A 22,663-nucleotide genomic window follows, 5' to 3' on the forward strand; every position below is an offset into this window, starting at 1 on the left:
ACGCAGAAATCAACAGTATCCTGCTCATTAAAATCATTAAATACAGAATTTTGAGATGGATTAGTAACCGTAAAATAACTCGGTAAACTCGAAACTATATTTGTAGTATATGCATTAGCCTTTACAAAATTAACATAGGTACCACTCATACTGGTAAAGGTAGCCGTTGTATCTACAACACTTGCCGATTCAACCATTAAATTTTGAAGCGCTATATCCGACGAATCACAACCATTACCATCAATATCATACAACACTGTACCAGATATTTCATTTAGGCAATCCTCTGTAATTGTCACTTCTTGGTCGGTCCAAGATTGAATTCTGGATGCTAATACATTATTGACATCATCTACACATGCGGTCTGTAAATTTGGAAGTCCAGAAAATGTTATTGAAAATATTTGTTGAATATTCTCGTTACCACCACTTTTAAAATTCACATAAGTTAAGTTAGGATTATTTTGAATTGAAATAATATTAATATTATCCGAGTTACTAAAATCTAGCGTTTCAATCAATGTATTTCTAGAATTCATGGTACGGATATTAAGGTTCCGTATGTCTAGTTGGGTCATGGGATTGTCGTTAACAAACAAGCTGATTACCGATAGATTATTCGTTAGGTCTAAAGCTGTAAGGTCGTTGTTATTAACTCTTAGCCCCTGAAGATTTGGTAACTGTGATACATCTATGGTGGTTAACTCATTTTGTTCTAGATTAACACCTGTAAGATTGGGATTTGCGCCAAAATTTACCGTCTCTAAATCCATAAATCTTCCAGATATGCTTCTCAGTGCTGAATTAGCAGAAACATCGAGGTTGGTTATAGGGTTGAAATCACAATCTAGTACTTCTAAAGCTGTAAAAGCCTCTATTCCTGTTAAATCCGATATGTCTTCAAATTCAACGTCTAGCTCGGTAATACCATTAATTTTTGAGGTTGGTGTTTCGCCATTAGAAGGAGATGTATCGTAACCCTGTAAAATTAATTCTTGTTCAAATTTTGGATCTGGAATAATAGTGACTTCAGAAGCTACCGTACATTCGGCTTCGGTTTCAACAAATGTTACGGCACCACCTCTAAACCAACTTGGATAATTAATGTTTTTATCATCCACAAATACGCAATACAGAGCTGGATTAAAATTAAGTTTTAGCGTACTTAATTGAGGATTATTACCGTTTCTTAAATAAACCGTCTGAAGTTGGTTGTTTACAAGACTTACATCGTTTATATTAGGATTACTCTCAAGATCAATCGTAGTGAGTTGATTCTCATCTAAATCCAAAATTTCCAGATTGGTGTTTTGAGAAACATCTATAGATGTGAGGAGATTATTACTAAGAATCAACTCCGTTAAGCCAGAAAGTAGCGAGGTATCGATACTAGAGAGTTGTGATTCTCGGCTATCTACGGTAGTTAATACTGTGTTGTTAGAACCAAACACAAGGTTAGACACCTGACTAAAAGAACAATCCAAGAATGTTAATAATGGATTATTAGACACATCTAAAGTAGAAAAGCCAGCACCACCACATTCTATAGATTCTAGTTGGGTATTATTAGAAAGGTCTAGGCTTGTTAAATTTGGTAGAGAGTGCGCAAATAAGGTTTTTAACGAGGTATTAGTGCTTAAATCTAGGCTTGTAAACTGATTAATAGCACAACTTAAGGTTTCTAGCTGTACACAATTAGTAACATTTAATGAAGTCATAAGCATATTAGTACAACCTAAAGTCTTTAAATTGGTAAGATTAGACACATCCAATTGACTCAGATTGTTACTCTGAACATTAATAAATTCTAAAGCCGTGTTATTAGAAAAGTCTACCATTGTTAGGTCATTACTTCCTAAATTAACAAAGGTTAAAGCTGTGTTGGCAGAAAGATCTACAGCTGTTAGTTCATTATTATCCGCTTCTATTTCGGTGGCATTAATAAAAAACTCAATACCTGTAAGATCCGTAATACGCCCTGTACTTCCGTTACCTCTTATTTTTAAACGACCTGTTACCGCAGCAGCTTCTGCCACAGATATCTCGTCGTCATTATTGGTGTCAATTGTTGGGTTAGTTTGCGTCACCAGCTTAAGCTTTAAATTGGCATCAGGAAAATTTATATTCTGACTTTGGATTGTAAACGTGTAGGCAAGTAAAGTGAGTAGTAGGTAGAATTGCTTCATATTTTAAAATTTATTACAAAAGTAGGAAATTATCTACTAGCTATTTGTTAGCTACAAACTCCACAGCTCGTTTTTCATTATAATAAACATTCCTTTTATCGATAAACCCAACATGCCCACCATATTTTGGCATTTCTAAATAGAGATTTGGATTTTGCTTTGCCTCTTTAACAGGATAACAACTCGCAGATAAAAAGGAATCGTTTAGTGCGTTAATAATCAGTGAAGGCACTTTAATATTTGATAAATATTGCAAACTACTTGCCTTATCATAATAATCATAGGCGTTTGTGAAACCATGAGCTTTTGAGGTATATACATCATCAAAATCTTTTAACGTCTTTATAGATTTAAAATCATTTAGAGATAAATCATGTGGAAACTGAAGTAACTTGGGTTTTAACTTATCTTTTAAATGTTGTAAAAATCGAATCGCATAATGTCTGTTTTTTAGACTTAACAATTCATCGCAAGAGCCCTTTAAATCACAAGGTGAAGAAATCGCAATCACAGCTTTTAGCTGATTAGGTAACATTCTACCTTCGCCTGCATATTTTAAGGCCATATTGGCTCCCAAACTAATACCTTTGATATAGATTTCGGCATATTGGTTTTTGGTCAGAATATGTTTTACAACTTCATCTAAATCTTCAGTAGCACCAGAATGATAACTCCTATATAATTTGTTAGGTTCTCCACTGCAGCCTCTAAAATTAAGAGCGCATGCATCAGTACCGTTTTCGTTAAATAACTTGGCTGCACCAGTTATGTATGGACGTTGCGCATTGCCTTCTAAACCATGAAGTAGAATAATAACTTTATTTGATTTTTCTGTAGCATAGCTCCAGTCCAAATCCAAGAAATCACCATCTGGTAGTGTAATGCGTTCTCTAGTTTGGTCAACCCCTTGTACGGTTCTGGCCAAGCCAGAAAATACCGTAGACACAAAGCTTGTTTTGGTCCAAAATGGCGGTTTGTATGTAGATTCAACTATCGGCAATTATAATATAGACATTCAGAGACCTTTCGGTTTGCTTCGCAAGGTGCTTTCAAAGAAATAAATTTCTTTTTCAAGCAATGCTCAAGGTGACAGTATAGATTACTTTAAAATGGTAAACTCAATTGAAGAATCGTTATATACCTTATGTGTCTGCGCTTTAAAATCTTCTTCCTTGGCTTCAAAAATATTATCCACATAAGTTTGCGGATTGGCATCTATGTAAGGAAAAAATGTACTCTGCACCTGCACCTGTATCTTATGCCCTTTCTTAAAGGTATGGAAGACATCCTGTAACTTTAGATTAACGTCAGTTTTTTGATTTGGTACAAAAGGCTCAGGATTGCTCATACTATTTCTAAAACGTCCTCTCAAAGTTTCGCTGCGCACCAACATGTGGTAATTGCTCAGCTTTAAATGGTCTTGGACATCATCCGTAGTTGGTGTATCTGCTGGAAATACGTCAATAACCTTCACAATCCAATCAGCTGCTGTGCCTGTAGTAGAGACTTTTAGTTTTGTTAAAATGTCACCAGCTAAGGTCACATCACTTTCTAAAACCTCAGTTTCAAAAGTTAAGACATCTGGTCGTCTAGAGGCAAAACGCTGATCATCAGTCATAAATTTTCTAGGGGTGAACACCACTTTTATATCCTCTGTGTAAGGCACTGGCTTTTTAGGGTCACTTATAAAGTCTGAAGTCGCAAACATCTTGTTTGGCATTTTTGTTAGGCTTTGGTAAGGCTGCAAATAGTAGCTTTCCTTGGTTGTATTCTCAGGTGGCCAAGTTTCAAAAGCCTGCCATTGGTTAGTCCCAGTATTGAACATTCTGGCTTCTGGTAAACCTGTATTACCATTGGCTTCCCCTTTAAGGAAATGGTTAAAAAACTTGGTTTCTACGTTTTTTTGAAAATCATCTGAAATTCCATCGCCAAAGTATACATTCCCAATGACCTGACGCTCATTATTTCTTGCCCAATCTCCGTGACTCCATGGTCCAAAAACCACAATATTATAATTATCACTATTCTTTTCAATACTCTTATAGGTGTTGTAAGGGCCATATAAATCTTCTGCATCAAACTGTCCTCCTACTATCATCGTTGCTGATTTTATATCTCTTAAGTGTTGAATGATTCCTCTACTTTGCCAAAATTCATCGTAAGTAACGTGGGTCTTCAACTGCTCCATAAACACATTGTCCTTGCCATAATATTTATTGAGCTTACGCAATGGCATATGGTCTAAAAAAAATTGGTATTGGTCTTCGGTTCCAATATCTGGAAAACTATACCAAGACGTTGTTGTAGGTTCAGTTTTCATATAACCAAATACCGAAGTGGCTCTCCAATAGCTCAACAAAAAGGCACCATTATGAATAAAATCATCAAAAAAGAAATCTCCAATACAAGCTTGTGGCGACGACGCCTTTAACGCAGGGTGACCAGACAATAAGGAATAGGTAGCATAGAAACCTGGATACGAAATACCATAGGTTCCAACTTTTCCGTTAGTGTTAGGCAGGTTGTTAACCAACCATTCAATAGTATCATAAGTATCACTGGCTTCATCAGTTTCATTTCCGGTTTTATTAGGTATATAAGCACGCATATTATCATATACGCCTTCACTATTCCAACGACCTCTTACATCTTGATAAACCATAATATTGCCTTCTTGCATTAAATATTTATTTGGTCCAATCTTAGGCCTAAATTCAGTTTCACCATAAGGTTTGCAGCTATAAGGTGTGCGCATCATTAAAATAGGATAAGACTTTGAAGTATCTTTTGGCGAATAAATGGTTGTATGTAGTTTTATACCATCGCGCATTTCAATCATCACTTCCTTTTTGGTGTAATGCGCTTTTACATCGTAAGATTTTTGGATTTCAGCTTTTGAAACTTTTTCGTCAGTCTGTACATTTTCAGATAGAGTTTTATCTGTGGTTTTACAATTTGAAACCAGAAAGAATGTAAATAATATGAACGTTATACGCTTATAAATCATTATGTTTTATTTTAAGGTTTAAAGATAATCTATTTTGAATTTAAGACCTACTAGGTTTTAAAAACCTTGCAGCTGTCTATCACATTTGTACTGAGGTAAACTGAAACTTAGCTCCATCAAACAGTCCTTTATCGCTTAATTTTAATGATGGAATTACCAATAATGCCATAAACGATAAACTCATATAAGGCGCATTTAGAGGGCTACCCATTTGTTTCGCCATTTTATCTAATTGCGCATATTGCTTACCAATAGTTTCCGCATTTTGGTCGCTCATAATACCTGCGACAGGTAATGGAATTACGTTCTGACTTTGGTTTGAAACTGCACAGATACCACCCTCGTTATCAATTAAAAGATTAACCGCTTTGCAAATGGCTTCGTCTGAAACGCCAACCGCAATAATATTATGAGAATCGTGACCAACAGATGATGCGATTGCACCTTCTTTTAAGCCAAAATTTTTAATAAACGCTATTGCTGGCTTATCCTCCTTATAAGTTTCTGCATCGTAACGATTTACAACAACCATTTTAAGAATATCAGTTTCTGTATTAGAAACAAGGTTACCATCTTTTATGGTAGCGCTCGCAGTAATGTTGTTAGTAATCAATTCTCCATCTAAACATTCTATAACTCTTATGCTATGAGGTTTTATAGATTTAGACACTTCGCTTGCGTTCCGTGTGACAGCACCAGATAATTCGGCCCTAGCTTCTAATCGAAAATCCCCTACGCTTTTTGGTTGTGCATTGAAATTATTAAGACTCTTAAACTCCACGTGCTTAATATTAGAAACACCCTTATCATAAACCAACTCGCCATCTATATAGGTTTGAAGGGTTTTAAAATCTTTTAAGTTTTCAATTACAATCATATCGGCTTGGTCGCCAACATTGAGCAAACCTACATCCAGATTGTAATGTTTCACCGGATTTATACATGCAGCCTGTAAAACCTTAAAAACGTCAATGCCTTTTTCTACAGCTCTTATACAAAGTTGATTGATATGGCCTAATAACAAATCGTCTGGATGCTTATCATCACTGCAGAACATCATGTTTTTATAATATGTGTCTAACAAATCAATTAAAGCATCAAAATTTTTAGCAGCGCTACCCTCTCTGATGATGACTTTCATTCCTTTTTGAAGTTTTTCCAAACCTTCTTCATACGTAAAGCATTCGTGGTCTGTAGAGATACCAGCAGCAATATATTTGGTTAAATCGTCTCCTCGTAAACCTGGCGCATGGCCATCAATAGGTTTATTATAATGCTTTGCCCAATTTAATTTTTTTAGCACTTCGGCATTGTCGTAAATAACGCCTGGATAGTTCATCATCTCGGCGAGATACTTTATATCTGGATTCGCCATTAAGGTTTGGATATCATCAGAATTAATTACTGCACCTGCGGATTCAAAACTCGTAGCTGGCACGCAACTTGGTGCTCCAAAATTGAACTTAAATGGTGTTTGCTTTCCATTGTTTATCATAAACTCAACACCTTTTACGCCAAGGACATTAGCAATTTCGTGAGGGTCTGATACTGTGGCAACTGTACCATGTTTTACTGCTACTTTTGCAAACTCGCTCGGTACCAACATTGAGCTTTCAATATGAATATGCGCGTCTACAAAACCGGGTAAGATGTAATGGTTTTCTTCACAGTCTTTTTCTATAATGGAAGTTATTTTACCATTCTCTAAGGTGACTTCGCCTTTGAAGATTTTGCGGTTTTTGATGTCTACTATGTTTCCTTTTAATTTCAATTTTCTTGTGCAATACACCCCTAAAGTCCCCTCAAGGGGACAATTGCGAGTATTAATATTTCAATTCTATTTTCAGAATCTGTTTTGATTCTTTCGAGACCTTAAACCGCTCGTCTGCGCGTCTTCCGACAACCCAAATTATATCGTTATCTGATTTTAACACCCAAGTGTCTTCTTTTTCTACAGGTGATAGTTTTTCGTCCTTTAAGTATTTGCTGATTTTCTTTTTCCCTGTCATACCTAGCGGCTGAAATACATCACCTTTTTTCCATAGCCTTAATTCTAAAGGGAATTTTAATTTTTCGGCATCTACGAAAATGATGTTTTTGGAATTTTCTTTTAATGCATCTGCTTCATCAAAGCGTAGGAAACCAAAAGGCATTTCAAATTTACCATTTCGCACTACAGATTTTGATATAAGCATTGTAATATGAGATTCTGAAACAAGTTCAGAATGACAATCAGTTAAAATTAAGAACTCACGATGTTTAATAAGCCTGTGTGTATTAGACTTTACATATTTACCTGTTTCTGCATCTAACAAATCAACAACATCATTCCATTCTGTAAAACCATAATCCTTAAACATTTCGAACAAATAGGCTTTAGGGTTATTTACTTTTTTGAATTCTGAAATTTTATAAGTTATACCTTTCTCATCAATATCAATAATGGCTCTTTTAGAAACAGCATTGAGACTTTCGTCTACTATGTATGCTGTATCATTGAGGTTATCTAACGTGCTTTGAAAACTGTCTAAAAGCTGTGGATTGATCTCTTTTAAAATCGGCACTACGTTGTGACGTAGTTTATTTCTGAGGTATTTTCGGGATGAGTTACTACTATCTTCTCGCCAATTAATGTCGCTGGCTTTGGCATAAGTTTCAATTTGTGCTCTAGAGAATTTAAGCAAAGGCCTTACAATATTTTCATTGATTTCTGGGATACCTGTTAAGCCATTGAGCCCTGTTCCTCTGGTGAAGTTGATTAAAAATGTTTCGAGATTGTCGTCTGCATGATGTGCGGTTAATATATAATCGAAATCTAAATGCTGCGCCAAATCGTTAAACCAGTCGTATCGTAATTCGCGTGCAGCCATCTGTATAGAGCACCTGTGCTTATTAGCGTAATCTTGTGTGTTAAAATTTTGAACAAAGACTTCAACATCTAATTGCTCACCTAATTTAATAACAAAATCTTTGTCTGCATTACTTTCTTTACCACGCAAATTGAAGTTACAATGTGCTAAGGCAAAATTGAGTTTTAATTTATGACATAGATGTGTTATAACAACACTATCAATGCCGCCTGAATTGGCAATTAATAGCCTAGCCTCTTTTAAAAAGTAGAGCTTGTTCTCAATGTAATTTTCGAAATCCTTTTGCACACACCAAAGTTATTGAAATTACAAAGCATGCCAAAGTATTATAAATTTACTTTACTCTTCTATCTTAAAAAAATAATGTCCTTCTGTACCTTCTCTGGCAAATGGAAAATTACATTCATCAAATCTAATGACATTGTTTAAAGTATTGTAATTATCAAAAATACTTGAGTTATTGTCTTGATTTATTATAAAATTATTTTTTCTTGAACTTACAACACAGTAATCGCCTGGTGTACTCACCGATAAACCTATTCTGTATTGATAAAATTGATTATCATCTGTTAACTCTGGTAGTATATTAATAGAGTTATTACAGTCATTGAAAGTAAAAGATTCACCAATATCATAAACTACAGTAATACCTTCAGCCAACTCGGCATTAAGATTTTCTAAATTATCATTGAGTTTTAATACATAAAATCCATCAAAAAACACCTCATTATCGGTTACAAGTTGTGGTTCAGCATTTTCATCACAGATATTAATTAATGAAGATGACGTCTTTGCATCAATCCAAATCGTTTCATCTGGCATAAAGGTATCTGATGTACTTTCAATAATCATTGTATATGTTTCTGGATCCTCATAAATTAAAGTACAATTATCTTCTATTGGGTCGCACAATGCTGCGAAAAGGCAAGGAACCAGTACTAAAATTTTCAAATGTTTTTTCATGTAACTTTTTTTTAAGATGCTATAATTATAAAATGGTTGCGTGTAATTATTAAATTATTAATTTTCTAAAACCTCACGCATGGCTTTTGCCTTTACAAGGCACTCTTCGTATTCTTTTAAGGGATTACTCTTTGCTGTAATGGCACTGCCTACGCTATACGAAATATAAGACTTGGAAGCGTTATATAATATACTTCTAATCACCACATTAAAATCAAAATCATCATCTGGCGTAAAATAACCAACTGAGCCAGAATATAAGCCACGTTTGGTTTGTTCTAAGTCTTCAATAATTTTCATAGCTGAGATTTTAGGTGCTCCTGTCATACTACCCATTGGGAATGTGGTTCGTAATACTTCAACAGGTTTTATAGCCTTTGAAATCTGAGAACTAATGGTTGAAATCATTTGATGCACCTGCAAAAAGGAATACACTTTGCACAATTCTTGAACCTTAACGCTTCCTTTTTCTGCAGTTTGGGACAAATCGTTGCGCACCAAATCTACAATCATAATATTTTCGCTGCGTTCTTTTTCGTCCTTACTTAGAGCCGTTGCCAAATTTTTGTCGTGTTTGGTATCTTTAGAACGCTTTGCTGTACCCTTAATTGGTTGCGAAATAACGTTTTGTCCCATTTTTTTAATATAACGTTCGGGTGATGCTGACATTAAAAATTTGTCTTCAGATTTTAAGAATGTTGCCAATGGTGGTTTTGATATTTCATTGAGTTTTAAATAGGTCTCTAAAGGATTTATGTTACAGTTCTCTGCATAAAATTCTTGGCAGAAATTGGCTTCATAAATATCTCCTTTTTGGATGTGCGCCAACATCTTATTAACTTTATTAAAATATTCGTCTTTGCGGATTCGTAGTTTAATTTTAGCTGGATTATGAGACTTCTCGACTACGCTCGAAGTGACAGTGCAATGTATATCTTGTAAATCTTCTTCAATTTCATCTTCTACCAGGCTTAAATATTGTATTTCAACTTGGTTTCCGTTAATTAAAAACAACTTCTTGGGCTGAAAAAAGTATAAATCTGGAAAATCTAAACCATCAAAATTAGAGGACTTAAGGTCTTCTACATTATTTTTTAAATCATACGCTAAATAACCAAAAATCCAATCTTTGGTAGATTGCTGGTAGTCTTGTAATCGGTCAAATGCTTGGTGATCATCTGTTTTTAAACTCGTAAAGGCATCTGTAGCAAGTATAGCATCATAACTGCTATATTTACTTTTATGATTGTTAGAGTCTAACCAAACCACATCCTCAAAGCGTTGGGACCAATACAATAATTGCTTTTTAAACGTTTTAGGGTCTGTTAGTTGATGCGTGGTTTTTGTTCTCAATGGAAATGTAGTATGCTACAAATTTAATGAGAATACTCTTTGAATTTTGTTTTTCATTAAAAAATAGTCCTACATAATTACCTTAATGATTTATTTGTAGACAACAGGTTTTTGTATCTTAAATAAACATAGTGCTTTCTAATAGATTTTAGTAATTAAAATATAGGATTAAGGCTTAAAAGCTTAAAAATCTTTTAAGCCAAATACCTGTATTGAAATAGACAAAAACCGAGTCTCATAAGTTGATTAATAATGGTAGCTTTGTAGAAAATCAAAAGTTTTGACCTTTCAAGATTTAAATTTAAACACACCGCTCTATAATGCTATAGAAGATTTAGGATTTGTTAACCCTACTCCTATTCAGTCTAAAGCGTTTAATATTGTAGCTTCTGGCAAGGATGTAGTGGGTATAGCGCAAACTGGTACTGGTAAAACTTTTGCCTACATGCTTCCAATTTTACGTCATCTTAAATATTCTAGACAAGACAATCCGAGAGTTTTAGTATTAGTACCCACGCGCGAATTGGTGGTACAAGTGGTAGAAGAAATTGAGAAGCTTTCTAAATATATTAACAACAGAATTTTAGGGGTTTATGGTGGGACAAACATCAATACTCAAAAACAAGCTGTTGCCCAAGGGCAAGATATTATCGTAGCTACTCCAGGTCGGTTATATGATTTAGCCGTTAGTAGAGTGCTACAACTTAAATCTATACAAAAATTAGTGATTGACGAAGTTGATGTAATGCTAGACTTAGGTTTTAGACATCAATTAATGAATATTTTCGACATCTTACCAGAACGCAGACAGAACATTATGTTCTCAGCTACAATGACCCAAGATGTGGACGAATTAATTACGGACTTTTTTATTAGTCCAACAAAAGTATCAATTGCCGTTTCTGGTACTCCTTTAGAAAATATCACCCAAAAGCGTTATAATATTCCTAATTTTCACACTAAGGTAAATCTTTTAGAAAACCTGCTTCATAATACTAATGAATTCTCTCGAGTACTCATTTTTGTGGCCTATAAGAAAATGGCAGACCGTTTATTTGAAAAATTAGAAGCACTATTCCCTGGTGACACCTGTGTTATTCATTCTAACAAAACACAAAACTACAGGCTACGAAGTATTGAACAGTTTGGTAATGGTGAGCACCGTATTTTAGTTGCAACAGATGTTATGGCAAGAGGTCTAGATATTGAAGATGTATCGCATGTTATTAATTTTGATACTCCAGAATATCCAGAAAACTACATGCACAGAATTGGCAGAACGGGTCGTGCAGAAAAAGAAGGACATGCCTTGCTATTTTCAACAGAAAAAGAACAAGACAGCAAAGACGCTATTGAAGCTTTAATGGCAATGCGTATAGCGTTGCTTCCACTCCCAGATGAGGTTGAAATTTCTAAGGAGCTTATTGATGAAGAACGCCTGCAGATTAGAGAACGTAACAACCCTACTAAACGCTCTTTAGATGATGATGTTGGGCCTGCGTTTCATGAAAAGAAAGCGAAAAATAAAAAGGAAAATTTAGGTGGTTCCTACAGACGAGAAATTGCTAAGAAGTATAAAAAACCTAAAACTCGTGGTGACAAAAATTATAATCGGCGAAATAAAAAACGTAAATAAAAAAGAAAAACCTCTTCAACATTTTGAAGAGGTTTTTTATACGACCAAGTACGTGCAGGACCACATTTTATAACAAAATAAAATCTATAACCCTAACCTTATAGTTAGTCCTGCAATTGTACTTGGTTTTCCATTAAATCATTTATAGGCACTATTAATCGTCCTTTTGAGTTTTTTAATATTATTGATACACTTTTAACATCATCCACAATAAAGTCCTGCCCGTTGAATATTACTTTTTGCCCTACCTCAAACATTTTTCTGGCATAAAAGGTATGCATTAATTTACCCACTATAACTCTAGCTCCGAAACCAAAGGCTATTGCAAATGCAAGTAAAAAAGCACCAATTATAAGTGTTAAGTTTTGCGTAATGATTTGCGTATCAATCTCTGCTTGGTTTAAAGCAGTAATTGACATAAAAATTAATATGAGAAAAAATACGATTTGGCTTATCATCTTAGCACCCGACAAATCCATAGAATCAAATAAAGACTTCAGTGCATTTTTAACAAAGTTTGCAAAAAGTAAGCCGATTACAAATATGATTATACCCGAGACTAATTTTGGTGTATATGAGATTAAATCACTAATCTGTTTTGAAACAATCTCTAGGCCTAGAAATTCGGCACCAATCATAACAAGTATAACATATAGCACATACTTAATAAATGTGGAAACGGATTTAATGGTATCAAAATTGAGTTTTTTTCCTTCAACAATTTCTATATCATTAATTTTCTCATCGAGTTTGTGTGCCTTTGCTAAGTTTAATAGTTTAATGATTATTTTAACAATAATCTTAATAATGTAAAGTGCAACTATTAAACCTAAAATGCCCATTACTATTTTTGCCAAAATAGGCCATGACGATGCTAGTATGTCCAAGACGTAGTCTTTTGATTGGTTCAATTTTTCCATTTTTTTTATGTTAGGATTATTTATGTATTTTCTTTTCGGCTATTGCTTACACTATTTATAATATAGCCCAAATTATACGAAAATAACTCAGCTAATTCCATAAATAATTTAGCCATAGCAATATCATGCATAACTTTGCCTTTAAGCTCCGCAGGAACTTCCTTTAAAGGTTGGTTTATTTGCCTAAATGGATTCTCCATCTTTCGTATAATTATTGTACTTCTGTACAAGTTTTTCTTTTGCCCTTTTTAAGCGCATTTTTACAGCACTTTCTCCAATTTCCATGGATTGTGATAATTCCTTTATAGATAAATTATCTTGATATTTTAATAACAATATCATTTTATCTTCTGGCGAAATCATCTCCATAACTTTTTTTAATTGTTCTACACGCATGTTTTCAAACTCACGTGTAGAATCTACATCTTCACCTATATTTTGTATATCAACAGTTTCTGAACTTACAGATTGTTTTTCTATCTTTTTGGCTGTATTTCTGGTAACATAGTTAACACAATGATTGTATGTAAACGCATACAACCAAGTACTAAATTTAGACTTTTCTTTAAAACTAGCTAACTTAACAAAGACTCTTAAAAACACATCTTGCGTTAAATCTTTGGCTTCATCTATACTGTTTGCAAACCCATAACATTTATTATAAACCATGGACTCGTACCTGTCATAAAGGACCTCAAATAACAACGTATCATTGGTTTTTACGATAGCTTCCACAAGCGCTTCATCGGTTAGGTTATGAACAGCCTCAGTTGTCAATTAGTTATTAATTTGGTTAGTTGTTCTTAATAAGACACACACTTAATTGGCAAGTCACATTAAATTTAAAAAAACAAAAGAAATCAAATTTACCCTAATATTATCTAATAAATTTTTAAATTACAATAATCGTAATAATGATGTATAGACTGTAAAAAAGACATTTTCATAATTCAATTTTAAAAATGGCTTAAAATTTTTAACTTTAGTACATATTAAATATTAAAGCCTAACGTTATTATAGTCTCTAACATCTATTTTTAAACTTATTAATGAATGCCGCTTACCTACATAACACAATTCCTAACCTAAAGCCTTTTGATTTTGAGCGTCATTACGATTCGTACTTTATAAATAAAGAATGGGTTCTAGTTAATGGCATCTCTGAAAAAAAAGCTATTTATACCTTTAGGGATGATAATATTTTAGAAATTGAACGGAAAGACGCTTCAATTACTACCTCTTGGTCCCTAAACATTCAAAATATATTTACAATTGAAACTGAGGATGGTATTATTACCGTAAAAGCTTATTTTAAAGATAGAGATGTGCTCGTATTAAATCATCAAGACAAAGAAGAATTTGCCTTATATATCAATACTACAAATTATGACGATGAGGTAAATACTATTGACGATGTACAGCGCTTTTTAAAAAATAAATACCAACGAAAAGTCAGTAATATTATTCATAAACACCAATTTTACTATATTTCAGAATCTGAAGAATTTGGACCTAATACTGTCGAAGAACTGACAGAAAAGATTAAAAATGATGATATTAGCGCCTATTGCTTTGTGCGCGATATTAATGAAAATGACTACTCTAAGCGTTTACGCATTATAGATTTAATACAAGAACTTTAATATTAGTTACTTTTATAAAGTTCATATTTAGCTAATTCTAACGTTACAATAGCTTCCCAGTGCTCTTGGGTTTCTTTTTTATCACCACGTTGTGTTTCCTGGTCGTAACGATCTTGACGCTTTCTCATTTCATTAAATACACGGTCAAAAATAAGTTGTGCTTTAGCAGAATTATTACTTGTTATCTTTGCATCTGCTAATTCCTTTCTTAGTTTTCTAGAATAAATTTCTGTGATATCAAAATGTATTTGCTCGTGTCGTAAAACATAATCATTCCTTCCTTCTGGCACCACCCAACTATCAAAATTATTAAAAACACTACGTACAAATACTTTACCTGATTTTAGCATACTTACACCAGACTCATACCCAAATCCTGAGTTAGTTATAGCTAAGGTATTAGGATAGTTTACCGTGTCTGGTTGGCCTTTAAAATCATCCCAAGTTAATTTACGATCTTCACTCCATTCTATCTGAGTTTCGTAAGACCTAGGATTACTGACTTTGTATATCTCTGCTTCTAGCCTGTGGCACGTACTCCAATTATCTGGGATCTTATGTTCGGTGATTTTTATAAGATTAGCTCCATGTTTTCTTGCTAATACTTTTAAATTTTGAACATTTTCATAAAACGTACAGTTTACTGCTAAGCCGCCATCCTTAGCTATAATTGAACCAATGATTTCAGATTCAATGTTCTGATCGTCTGAGAGTCCTAAAACAACAACGATAGCTTCTTTGGGTAATGGTGGTAGCGTTTTTAAAATTGAACTCTTTAATTTGGGAGAACAAGCTATTAATGCTAAAAACATTATTATTTGATAATAGTTCTTCATAATGCTAAAATAAGAAAAGCGAACCAATGGGTTCGCTTTTTAGATTCTGAAATAAATTCAGAATGACAATATATTTATTTTAAATATGCAAAGCTCTATCATCCGTTGCAGCCAACGCAGCTTCCTTTACGGCTTCTGCAAATGTTGGATGCGCATGCGAATAACGCGATATATCTTCGGCAGAGGCTCTAAACTCCATAGCGGTTACGGCTTCGGCAATTAAATCGGCACAACGTGCACCTATCATGTGTACGCCTAAAACCTCATCTGTTGATTTATCAGCCAATATTTTTACAAATCCGTCAATATCTCCACTAGCTCTGGCTCTACCTAAAGCTCTAAAAGGAAATTGACCGACTTTATATTCAGTACCAGCTTCTTTTAATTCTTCTTCTGTTTTACCAACAGCAGCTACTTCTGGCCAAGTATATACCACACCAGGAATTAAGTTATAATCTATATGCGGTTTTTGTCCTGCTAAAGTTTCAGCTACAAATACCCCTTCTTCTTCAGCTTTATGGGCTAACATGGCACCACGAACACAATCACCTATTGCATAGATATTAGACGTTGATGTCTGTAAGTGTTCATTAACTTCAACCTGTCCTCTATCGTTAATTTTTACTCCCGCAGCTTCTGCATTTAAGCCCTCTGTATATGGTCGTCTTCCAACGGATACTAAACAATAATCGCCTTTAAACTCTACAATTTCACCTTTTTTGTTTTCAGCCTTTACAATGACTTCATCTCCCTTGCGCTCAACAGACTGCACTTTATGAGACATCATCATTTTACATTTCGCTTTCTTAAAAACCTTATTTAATTCTTTAGATAGCCCAGCATCCATAGTTGGTAGGATTCTGTCCATATATTCTACAACGGTTACCTCTGCTCCTAATCTTCGGTAAACCTGCCCTAGCTCTAAACCAATAACACCACCACCAATAATAATCATGTGTTTTGGTATCTCTTTTAGTTTTAAAGCTTCTGTTGATGTGATGATCCGTTCTTTATCTAATTCTATAAAAGGTAAATTAGAGGGTTTAGAACCTGTGGCTATAATTATATTTTTTGCTTCAATTTCACCAGCATCTTTACCTTCAATCTTTATATGAGTTGCATCTTTAAATGATCCTAAACCTTCATAAACATCAATATTATTTTTCTTCATTAAGAAATCGATACCACCTGTAGTTTGATCTACAACCGCTTGCTTACGCGAAATCATTTTTGTAAGATTTACCTTTATCTCACCCGGAATCTCAATACCATGATCTTCAAAATGTTTTGTGGCTTCTTCGTAGTGATGTGAAGAACTTAATAAGGCTTTACTAGGAATACAACCTACATTGAGACATGTGCCTCCTAATGTTGAATATTTTTCGATTAATGCGGTTTTCATACCTAGTTGCGAACAGCGAATTGCTGCCACATACCCACCAGGACCAGAACCTATGACTGCTACATCGTATGAATTCATATAACGTGAAATTTTTAATTTAAACGGTTACAAAAGTACGATATCGTTAACATATGGACGAATTTTTTAAGTTTCATTTAATACAAAAACAACTATTTTTTCTTTTGGATATTACTTAAAACCCATTCTAATTCTGGATCAATACCGTTTAACCTATTATTATAAGTTGGACTTATTTCTACATCTGGTTTTATACCATAACCATCTGGTGTGGTTTTAAACTTAGAATCTATATGCATTAACCCTATTCTAGCCTTAATTTTTGTGTTAGGTAATTCATATAATTTATAAATACCCGCAACTGTACCATTATAAGCTCCACCTGTTTCTTCGCCAACAAAAGTAGCACGATTAGTGCCTTGTAATTGTGTTGACAGTATAGATGAGGCAGAAAAGGAATTGCCGTTTATAAGCACATACAATTTCCCTTTAAAATTTAGCGGATTGGGTTCATGCTCCTTTGCTGCTTTAAATTTGTAGTACAACTTACCGTCTCTCTTTTTTGTTTTTAAAAGATTATGGGTTAGAATAACTGGTGATAAAACACCTATTATCGTTTTGCTAAAGGGGCTTGTTGTGTTACTCATTGTAGCTTTTAAAACCGGTATTCTACTATTGGTCTCACTAGGATTGATAATTGTGAAATTTTTATCGGTTAAATAAGAGTACAGGTTGTTTATCTCATTTAGACTACCACCAAAATTATTGCGCAAATCTATAATGAGCACTTCCGTTTTAAGCGAATCTAAGGTTTTAAAGGTATCTTCATGAAAAGCTTTGTACTTACCACCTGTAAAGCCCTTGATTTTTAAATAACCCACAGCACTATCCTCACCTATAAAAGTGAGTTCTCGTCTATATTCTTTTAGCGTGTAGTCGTAGCTTTTTTTACGACGCTCGTCGCGTCTCTTTTTAAATTTTAACTTTTTAGCCTTTTTCTCGGCCTTTGTTAGTTTTTGTTTTTTAGGCTTTTTTTGAAGTGAATCACCTGCTACGGAATCTTTTGGTTTTTCATTTTTTTGTTTTGGTACTCTTTTATACGTTTTAACAAAGGTAGAATCGGCATTACGTAAGGTTAAACTAATACTATCAAATCGGCCATTAGCCTGCTTGTAATAGGAAAAAAATCGATAACCTACAACGCGCGGATGAAAGGTAGTATTATAACCATCTGACGCTACGCCCTTTTTAAATTCAGAAATTAAATCTTTGGTATTTTTACCATTAACTGCTAGTATTTCGGCATTAATCAATAGGGTGTCTTTATGGCGTGCGTTTCGTACAATTAATTTATTATTTACATACTCAGTATCTATATTATTTATACCAAAACGCATCTTATTAAGCGCCTTTCGCTCCTTTCTTGTAAAGGTCTTATAAGGTGGCGAAATAGACATGTGACCTTGGCCAATATACTTTGTAACCTGCGCTAATTGTTTGTGCAACTGTCGGCTAGTCATTGGTGACGATATGGATTGCTTTAAGCTATCAAACTTAAAGTCTAATTGCTGCTTTGGTGTGTATTGATATAATCTAGGATGATGCCTTTTTAACTGCTTATATAACTTATCAATATCCTGGTGTATATCTTCTACAGGATGAAGCCTTACAACGGCTTCATTATGTACATCTATACTTTTACATGTGTATAATGTTACAACACTTAATATGCAGATTAAAATATTTTTCATGCTTTACATCATTTGTTTAAAAACTTGATTTTTTCACTAAGTTCTGTTATTAGCATAGACGCTAAAAAAATTTAAAGGGTTGCCTAACGCACTAAATCTTAAATTGTAAACCTAATTGAAATGCTCTATTATAATTTTTTACATTAGTAGCTGTAACATCGTTAAGACCAAAATAATACCTTAAAGAAAGCGTAATCATATCCGAAATTCTAAAACTTGTACCAGCATTAATACCAAAGTCTCTATCATAAAAATTGGTTTTTACATCTGCTAAAGACCCTGTACCGTTTTTTGCTGTGACTAATAATCCTACCTGAGGGCCTACATCTAAACTCACTCCGTTAGATAAAAAGTATTTTGCCATAATTGGTAATACCACATAGTTTAATCTTACATTAGAACGACTCCCTTCTTCATCTAGCTTAAACCCATAGACTGAAAACAAAAGTTCGGGCTGAATTTTAAAATTTTTAGTGGCCTTTATCTCCATAAAAAAACCAGCAGAAAAATTGAGCATACTAGACACGTTTTCAGTACCATCGCCAGACAAATTTGCTATATTTCCTCCAACCTTAATCCCTGCAGGATGCGATTGAGCATTAAGACTAAGTCCACATAAAATTAAAAAGCCAAAAAGGATTTTCATCGTATTATAAAATTATTGATTAGCGTAAAATACTAATTATCTATTTAGATTTATATAAAACTTTAAGTAGGAAATCCTAACATGGCTCCCATGCCAACAGTAAATAACCAGCACCCATATAGTGTATGTTCAATGGAAACCAAAAGTGTTGATTTTGTGTTTTTAAACGTTAGTGCAAATAGAATTCCTCCTATAAAGGTTAAAAATAGAACCAAGGTATTTCTAAAGAAAATATGAGCGAGTGAAAACACAGCAGCATTTACTAACAGAAATAAAATATTGCTTCTAAACAAAGACTCATAACGTTGAAAGAAAAACGTTCTATATATAAGCTCTTGAGGATATACAGAAAAGATAGAATAGACAAAAAGAATGATTACCCATAACAAAGGTTTTGTTTTTAAAACAACAAACAAATTATTATAATCTACAACATACACATAGATAGTTGTAATAATACCGATGACTAAAAATTTTAATACTGTTCTTTGCCAAAACTGCTTCCAATTAATACATTCTCTCAGTTTGAACCTATTATGCTCTACTTTTAATAACACATAAATTACGTACAAAAAACCAACAAAGCCGATGGATAACTTTATCCAAACCGGAAAAGACAAAGCAAAACTTACAGGAATAAGTATAAAAATGATAAAAAATTCTGCTAGTCTGTACGTAATACTTTTCATTACCTATAAAGCAATAGCTGTGGTATGTTTAACTTCACTAATAGTAAACATACTATGGGTGCTACCTATATGGTCTATTTTAGTGAGTTTTTTCACCATAAATTCTCTAAAAGCTTCCATATCTTCAACCAAAACTTTTAGTAAATAATCATAATCACCACTAATGTGGTAACACTCTAGTACTTCGTCTAATTTACGAACTTCTCTTTCAAATTTCATAACATAATCTTGAGAATGTTGCACAAGTCTTACATGGCAGAATGCTACAAAGGCTTTATCTACCTTTTTTTTCTCAACTAAGGCCACATACTTTTTAATAACACCATTATTCTCTAGTTTCTTAATGCGCTCGTAAACTGCCGTAACTGATAATCCCAAAGCATTAGACAATGCCTTATTAGTTTGTTTACTATTATTTTGAAGCAATGTTAACAATTGCCTATCTGTTGAATCCATCATAAAAACAGTAAAATTTTCTAATTAATCGTATCAATAGCTCAAGAATTAGATTAAAATTCCGTAATTAAACATAAATATAGTTTTATTTTCTAATTAAATAACTATGTATTGATTAATAATCATTTAATATAGAATTTTATATCCACTAAAACATATTTACCATGGCATTTAAACCTGCAAACAATATTCAAGATTTACAATATTTTGGGGAATTCGGTGGTGTAAATCCATCCATTTCAGATTCTTCAACCTATACGTTTCTTTCTGCTAAAACTATGTTTGACACTTTTGAGGGCAATGCAGATGGTTGCTACTTATATTCGCGCCACTCATCACCTTCAAATTTATATTTAGGTGAGGCATTAGCAGCTATGGAAGGCACCAAAACAGCTACTGTTACAGCATCTGGAATGGGTGCCATTACACCTGTTCTCCTCCAACTTTGCGATGCTGGAGAACATATTGTCAGTAGTAGAACCATATACGGAGGAACTTATGCGTTTCTAAAAAACTTTACGCCAAGACTAGGTATTGAGACGACTTTTGTGGATATTACCAAATTAGATATAGTAGAAGCTGCAATTACTCCAAAAACTAAAGTATTGTATTGCGAGTCCGTAAGTAACCCACTTCTAGAAGTTGCTGATATTAAAGGTTTAGCCAAATTAGCCAAAACGTATAATCTTAAATTAGTAGTTGACAATACCTTTTCTCCACTATCGATTTCACCTATAAAATTAGGCGCAGATATCGTAATACATAGTTTAACAAAATTCATCAACGGATCTTCGGATACTGTTGGTGGTGTCGTTTGTGGCTCTCAAGAATTTATAGATCAACTGAGAAATGTCAATGACGGTGCCGCAATGCTACTAGGTTCTACAATGGATAGCCTACGTTCGGCTTCTGTATTAAAAAATCTAAGAACGCTTCATATTAGAATGCAGCAACACAGCTACAACGCCTCCTATTTGGCAGAAAAATTTGAGGCAAATGGATTAAAAACAGTGTATCCTGGTTTAACATCTCATCCATCACATCACTTATTTAAATCTATGATGAACGAGAAGTATGGCTTTGGAGGTATGCTCACAATCGATGTAGGCTCTTTAGACAAAGCAAATGCGCTTATGGAACTTATGCAAGAGCGCAATTTGGGCTATTTAGCTGTAAGCTTAGGGTTTTACAAAACACTATTTAGTGCTCCAGGAAGCTCAACGTCTTCTGAAATACCTGAAGACGAACAAGAAGCAATGGGACTGAGTGATGGTTTAATTCGATTTTCAATTGGATTAGATGCTGATATAGAGCGTACTTATGATATGATGCTTGCTTGTATGGTTGAGTTGGGTATTCTGTAGTCCTGTTTGGAGACCTGCTAGGTTTTTAAAACCTGACAGGTCTACAGCATATAGGAATTTTAACTGGGCTAACATAAATACGTAAGAGCTATCGATTTCTCTAGAATCAGAAAATTATTTCCCTTTTAAGCGCTGCCAAAGTGCAGCCATTGTAAATGCTATATCATCCATTTCTGGAGCAAATGGTTTCATATCTAATCGGTTTTTTGTTTTGTAGAGTTTTAGGTTGAAAACGGCCTTAAAACCTTCTCTTGTTTCAACTAAGGGATATCTTAAATCTTTATATAAATAATCACCATTATCTAATTTTTCAACATTAAAATAATCATTACTAAACCAAACTAAATCTTTAAGGCCATCATAATCCGCTTTCTTTATAGCTCTAGTCTTCGGAATGATTTGCCAATCTGAAAATCGATTAGCCGTATCAAATAATGAATAAAACCCAACATGGTAACTATCTTTAGTTTCGGCAATACCGTACCAAAGTATATTATTTAGAATTGAAGGCTGAGTGCTAAAGCGTTCATAAGTAATTCCTTTTTCTTCCAATGTCGAATTAAAAACACTATCTATATAAAGCTTATTGAAGATTGTAAATAACATATACACTGAACTAATCCCTATTCCTAACCTAAGCCAAAATTTCCGTCTATTAGAATTTCTTCCAAAAAACATTAATACTATAATACAAATCAAAAAAGGCAATGTATATAAAGGGTCAGCAACAGCAATAGTGTTAAATGCAACTCTATAGTTAGAAAATGGAGCAAACAGTTGCGTACCGTATGGAGTAAAACAATCTAAAAGCGGATGCGTAAATAGCGACCAAAAGAATAGTTTTATCCAATCTAAACGTGTGGTTGTATTTAAACGTTTTCCTATATCGTATAATTTATGTACTAACCATCCGATTAAAAAAG

General features: G+C 33.8%; 19 protein-coding genes and 1 pseudogene. 3 read left to right on the top strand and 17 right to left on the bottom strand.

Annotated features, from left to right (window positions below):
• From Q0800_RS08730 to Q0800_RS08760, 7 genes and pseudogenes are all read right to left on the bottom strand, one after another.
• A pseudogene (locus Q0800_RS08730) lies at positions 1-2,186 on the bottom strand (hypothetical protein); the annotation flags it as partial.
• A 40-nt stretch (positions 2,187-2,226) separates the two neighbouring features.
• Positions 2,227-3,186 carry an alpha/beta fold hydrolase gene (locus tag Q0800_RS08735; protein WP_299128963.1) on the bottom strand — a complete coding sequence of 320 codons (960 nt, stop codon included), beginning with the start codon at positions 3,184-3,186 and terminating at the stop codon, positions 2,227-2,229.
• Positions 3,187-3,285: 99 nt separating this feature from the next.
• Positions 3,286-5,193 carry a CocE/NonD family hydrolase gene (locus Q0800_RS08740; protein WP_299128964.1) on the bottom strand — a complete coding sequence of 636 codons (1,908 nt, stop codon included), beginning with the start codon at positions 5,191-5,193 and terminating at the stop codon, positions 3,286-3,288.
• A gap of 79 nt (positions 5,194-5,272) precedes the next feature.
• Complete coding sequence (gene ade, locus Q0800_RS08745) at positions 5,273-6,964, bottom strand: adenine deaminase (protein WP_299128965.1); 1,692 nt, start codon at positions 6,962-6,964, stop codon at positions 5,273-5,275.
• A 52-nt stretch (positions 6,965-7,016) separates the two neighbouring features.
• On the bottom strand, positions 7,017-8,351 hold the full coding sequence (tilS, locus tag Q0800_RS08750; RefSeq protein WP_299128966.1) for a tRNA lysidine(34) synthetase TilS: 1,335 nt from the start codon (positions 8,349-8,351) through the stop codon (positions 7,017-7,019).
• Positions 8,352-8,402: 51 nt separating this feature from the next.
• The gene (locus Q0800_RS08755; protein ID WP_299128967.1) at positions 8,403-9,026 is read right to left on the bottom strand and encodes a hypothetical protein; all 624 of its coding nucleotides are present in this window, start codon (positions 9,024-9,026) and stop codon (positions 8,403-8,405) included.
• A gap of 57 nt (positions 9,027-9,083) precedes the next feature.
• On the bottom strand, positions 9,084-10,379 hold the full coding sequence (locus tag Q0800_RS08760) for an anthranilate synthase component I family protein (RefSeq protein WP_299128968.1): 1,296 nt from the start codon (positions 10,377-10,379) through the stop codon (positions 9,084-9,086).
• Between the two features lie 280 nt (positions 10,380-10,659).
• Between Q0800_RS08760 and Q0800_RS08765 the strand changes: the two genes are divergently transcribed.
• Entirely contained in the window at positions 10,660-12,015 is a 1,356-nt protein-coding gene (locus Q0800_RS08765) for a DEAD/DEAH box helicase (protein WP_299128969.1), read from the top strand.
• Between the two features lie 104 nt (positions 12,016-12,119).
• On the opposite strand, the gene Q0800_RS08770 is transcribed toward Q0800_RS08765, so the two are convergent.
• Genes Q0800_RS08770 through Q0800_RS08780 form a run of 3 tightly spaced genes read right to left on the bottom strand, consistent with a single transcriptional unit; the run spans position 12,120 to position 13,712 of the window.
• Complete coding sequence (locus tag Q0800_RS08770; RefSeq protein WP_299128970.1) at positions 12,120-12,935, bottom strand: hypothetical protein; 816 nt, start codon at positions 12,933-12,935, stop codon at positions 12,120-12,122.
• 20 nt (positions 12,936-12,955) lie between these two features.
• Positions 12,956-13,135 (bottom strand): hypothetical protein, encoded by a 180-nt coding sequence (locus tag Q0800_RS08775; protein WP_299128971.1) that lies wholly within the window; start codon positions 13,133-13,135, stop codon positions 12,956-12,958.
• A complete protein-coding gene (locus Q0800_RS08780) occupies positions 13,119-13,712 on the bottom strand; it encodes a sigma-70 family RNA polymerase sigma factor (protein WP_299128972.1) in 594 nt (197 codons plus the stop codon). Before Q0800_RS08780 ends, Q0800_RS08775 begins: the two co-directional genes overlap by 17 nt.
• 272 nt (positions 13,713-13,984) lie before the next feature.
• Here Q0800_RS08780 and Q0800_RS08785 point away from each other — a divergent pair, with 272 nt between their 5' ends.
• Positions 13,985-14,578 (top strand): hypothetical protein, encoded by a 594-nt coding sequence (locus Q0800_RS08785; RefSeq protein ID WP_299128973.1) that lies wholly within the window; start codon positions 13,985-13,987, stop codon positions 14,576-14,578.
• Positions 14,579-14,580: 2 nt separating this feature from the next.
• Here the strand turns inward: Q0800_RS08785 and Q0800_RS08790 are convergent, their stop codons facing one another.
• The 6 genes from Q0800_RS08790 to Q0800_RS08815 all read right to left on the bottom strand — a co-directional run bounded on the left by Q0800_RS08790 (position 14,581) and on the right by Q0800_RS08815 (position 20,376).
• Positions 14,581-15,414 carry a hypothetical protein gene (locus Q0800_RS08790; protein WP_299128974.1) on the bottom strand — a complete coding sequence of 278 codons (834 nt, stop codon included), beginning with the start codon at positions 15,412-15,414 and terminating at the stop codon, positions 14,581-14,583.
• A gap of 79 nt (positions 15,415-15,493) precedes the next feature.
• Complete coding sequence (gene lpdA / locus Q0800_RS08795) at positions 15,494-16,894, bottom strand: dihydrolipoyl dehydrogenase (RefSeq protein WP_299128975.1); 1,401 nt, start codon at positions 16,892-16,894, stop codon at positions 15,494-15,496.
• 92 nt (positions 16,895-16,986) lie between these two features.
• A complete protein-coding gene (locus Q0800_RS08800; RefSeq protein ID WP_299128976.1) occupies positions 16,987-18,585 on the bottom strand; it encodes a S41 family peptidase in 1,599 nt (532 codons plus the stop codon).
• A gap of 91 nt (positions 18,586-18,676) precedes the next feature.
• Complete coding sequence (locus Q0800_RS08805; RefSeq protein WP_299128977.1) at positions 18,677-19,231, bottom strand: porin family protein; 555 nt, start codon at positions 19,229-19,231, stop codon at positions 18,677-18,679.
• A 62-nt stretch (positions 19,232-19,293) separates the two neighbouring features.
• Complete coding sequence (locus Q0800_RS08810) at positions 19,294-19,920, bottom strand: CPBP family glutamic-type intramembrane protease (RefSeq protein ID WP_299128978.1); 627 nt, start codon at positions 19,918-19,920, stop codon at positions 19,294-19,296.
• Positions 19,921-19,923: 3 nt separating this feature from the next.
• Positions 19,924-20,376 carry an Lrp/AsnC family transcriptional regulator gene (locus tag Q0800_RS08815; RefSeq protein ID WP_299128979.1) on the bottom strand — a complete coding sequence of 151 codons (453 nt, stop codon included), beginning with the start codon at positions 20,374-20,376 and terminating at the stop codon, positions 19,924-19,926.
• Positions 20,377-20,540: 164 nt separating this feature from the next.
• Between Q0800_RS08815 and Q0800_RS08820 the strand changes: the two genes are divergently transcribed.
• Positions 20,541-21,740: an aminotransferase class I/II-fold pyridoxal phosphate-dependent enzyme gene (locus Q0800_RS08820; RefSeq protein WP_299128980.1), complete on the top strand. Its 1,200-nt coding sequence runs from the start codon at positions 20,541-20,543 to the stop codon at positions 21,738-21,740.
• Between the two features lie 114 nt (positions 21,741-21,854).
• On the opposite strand, the gene Q0800_RS08825 is transcribed toward Q0800_RS08820, so the two are convergent.
• The coding region (locus Q0800_RS08825; RefSeq protein WP_299128981.1) for a metal-dependent hydrolase at positions 21,855-22,663 on the bottom strand (809 nt) is incomplete at its 5' end.

Origin of the sequence: uncultured Winogradskyella sp., from assembly GCF_937958655.1 — a bacterium.
Classification (GTDB): domain Bacteria; phylum Bacteroidota; class Bacteroidia; order Flavobacteriales; family Flavobacteriaceae; genus Winogradskyella.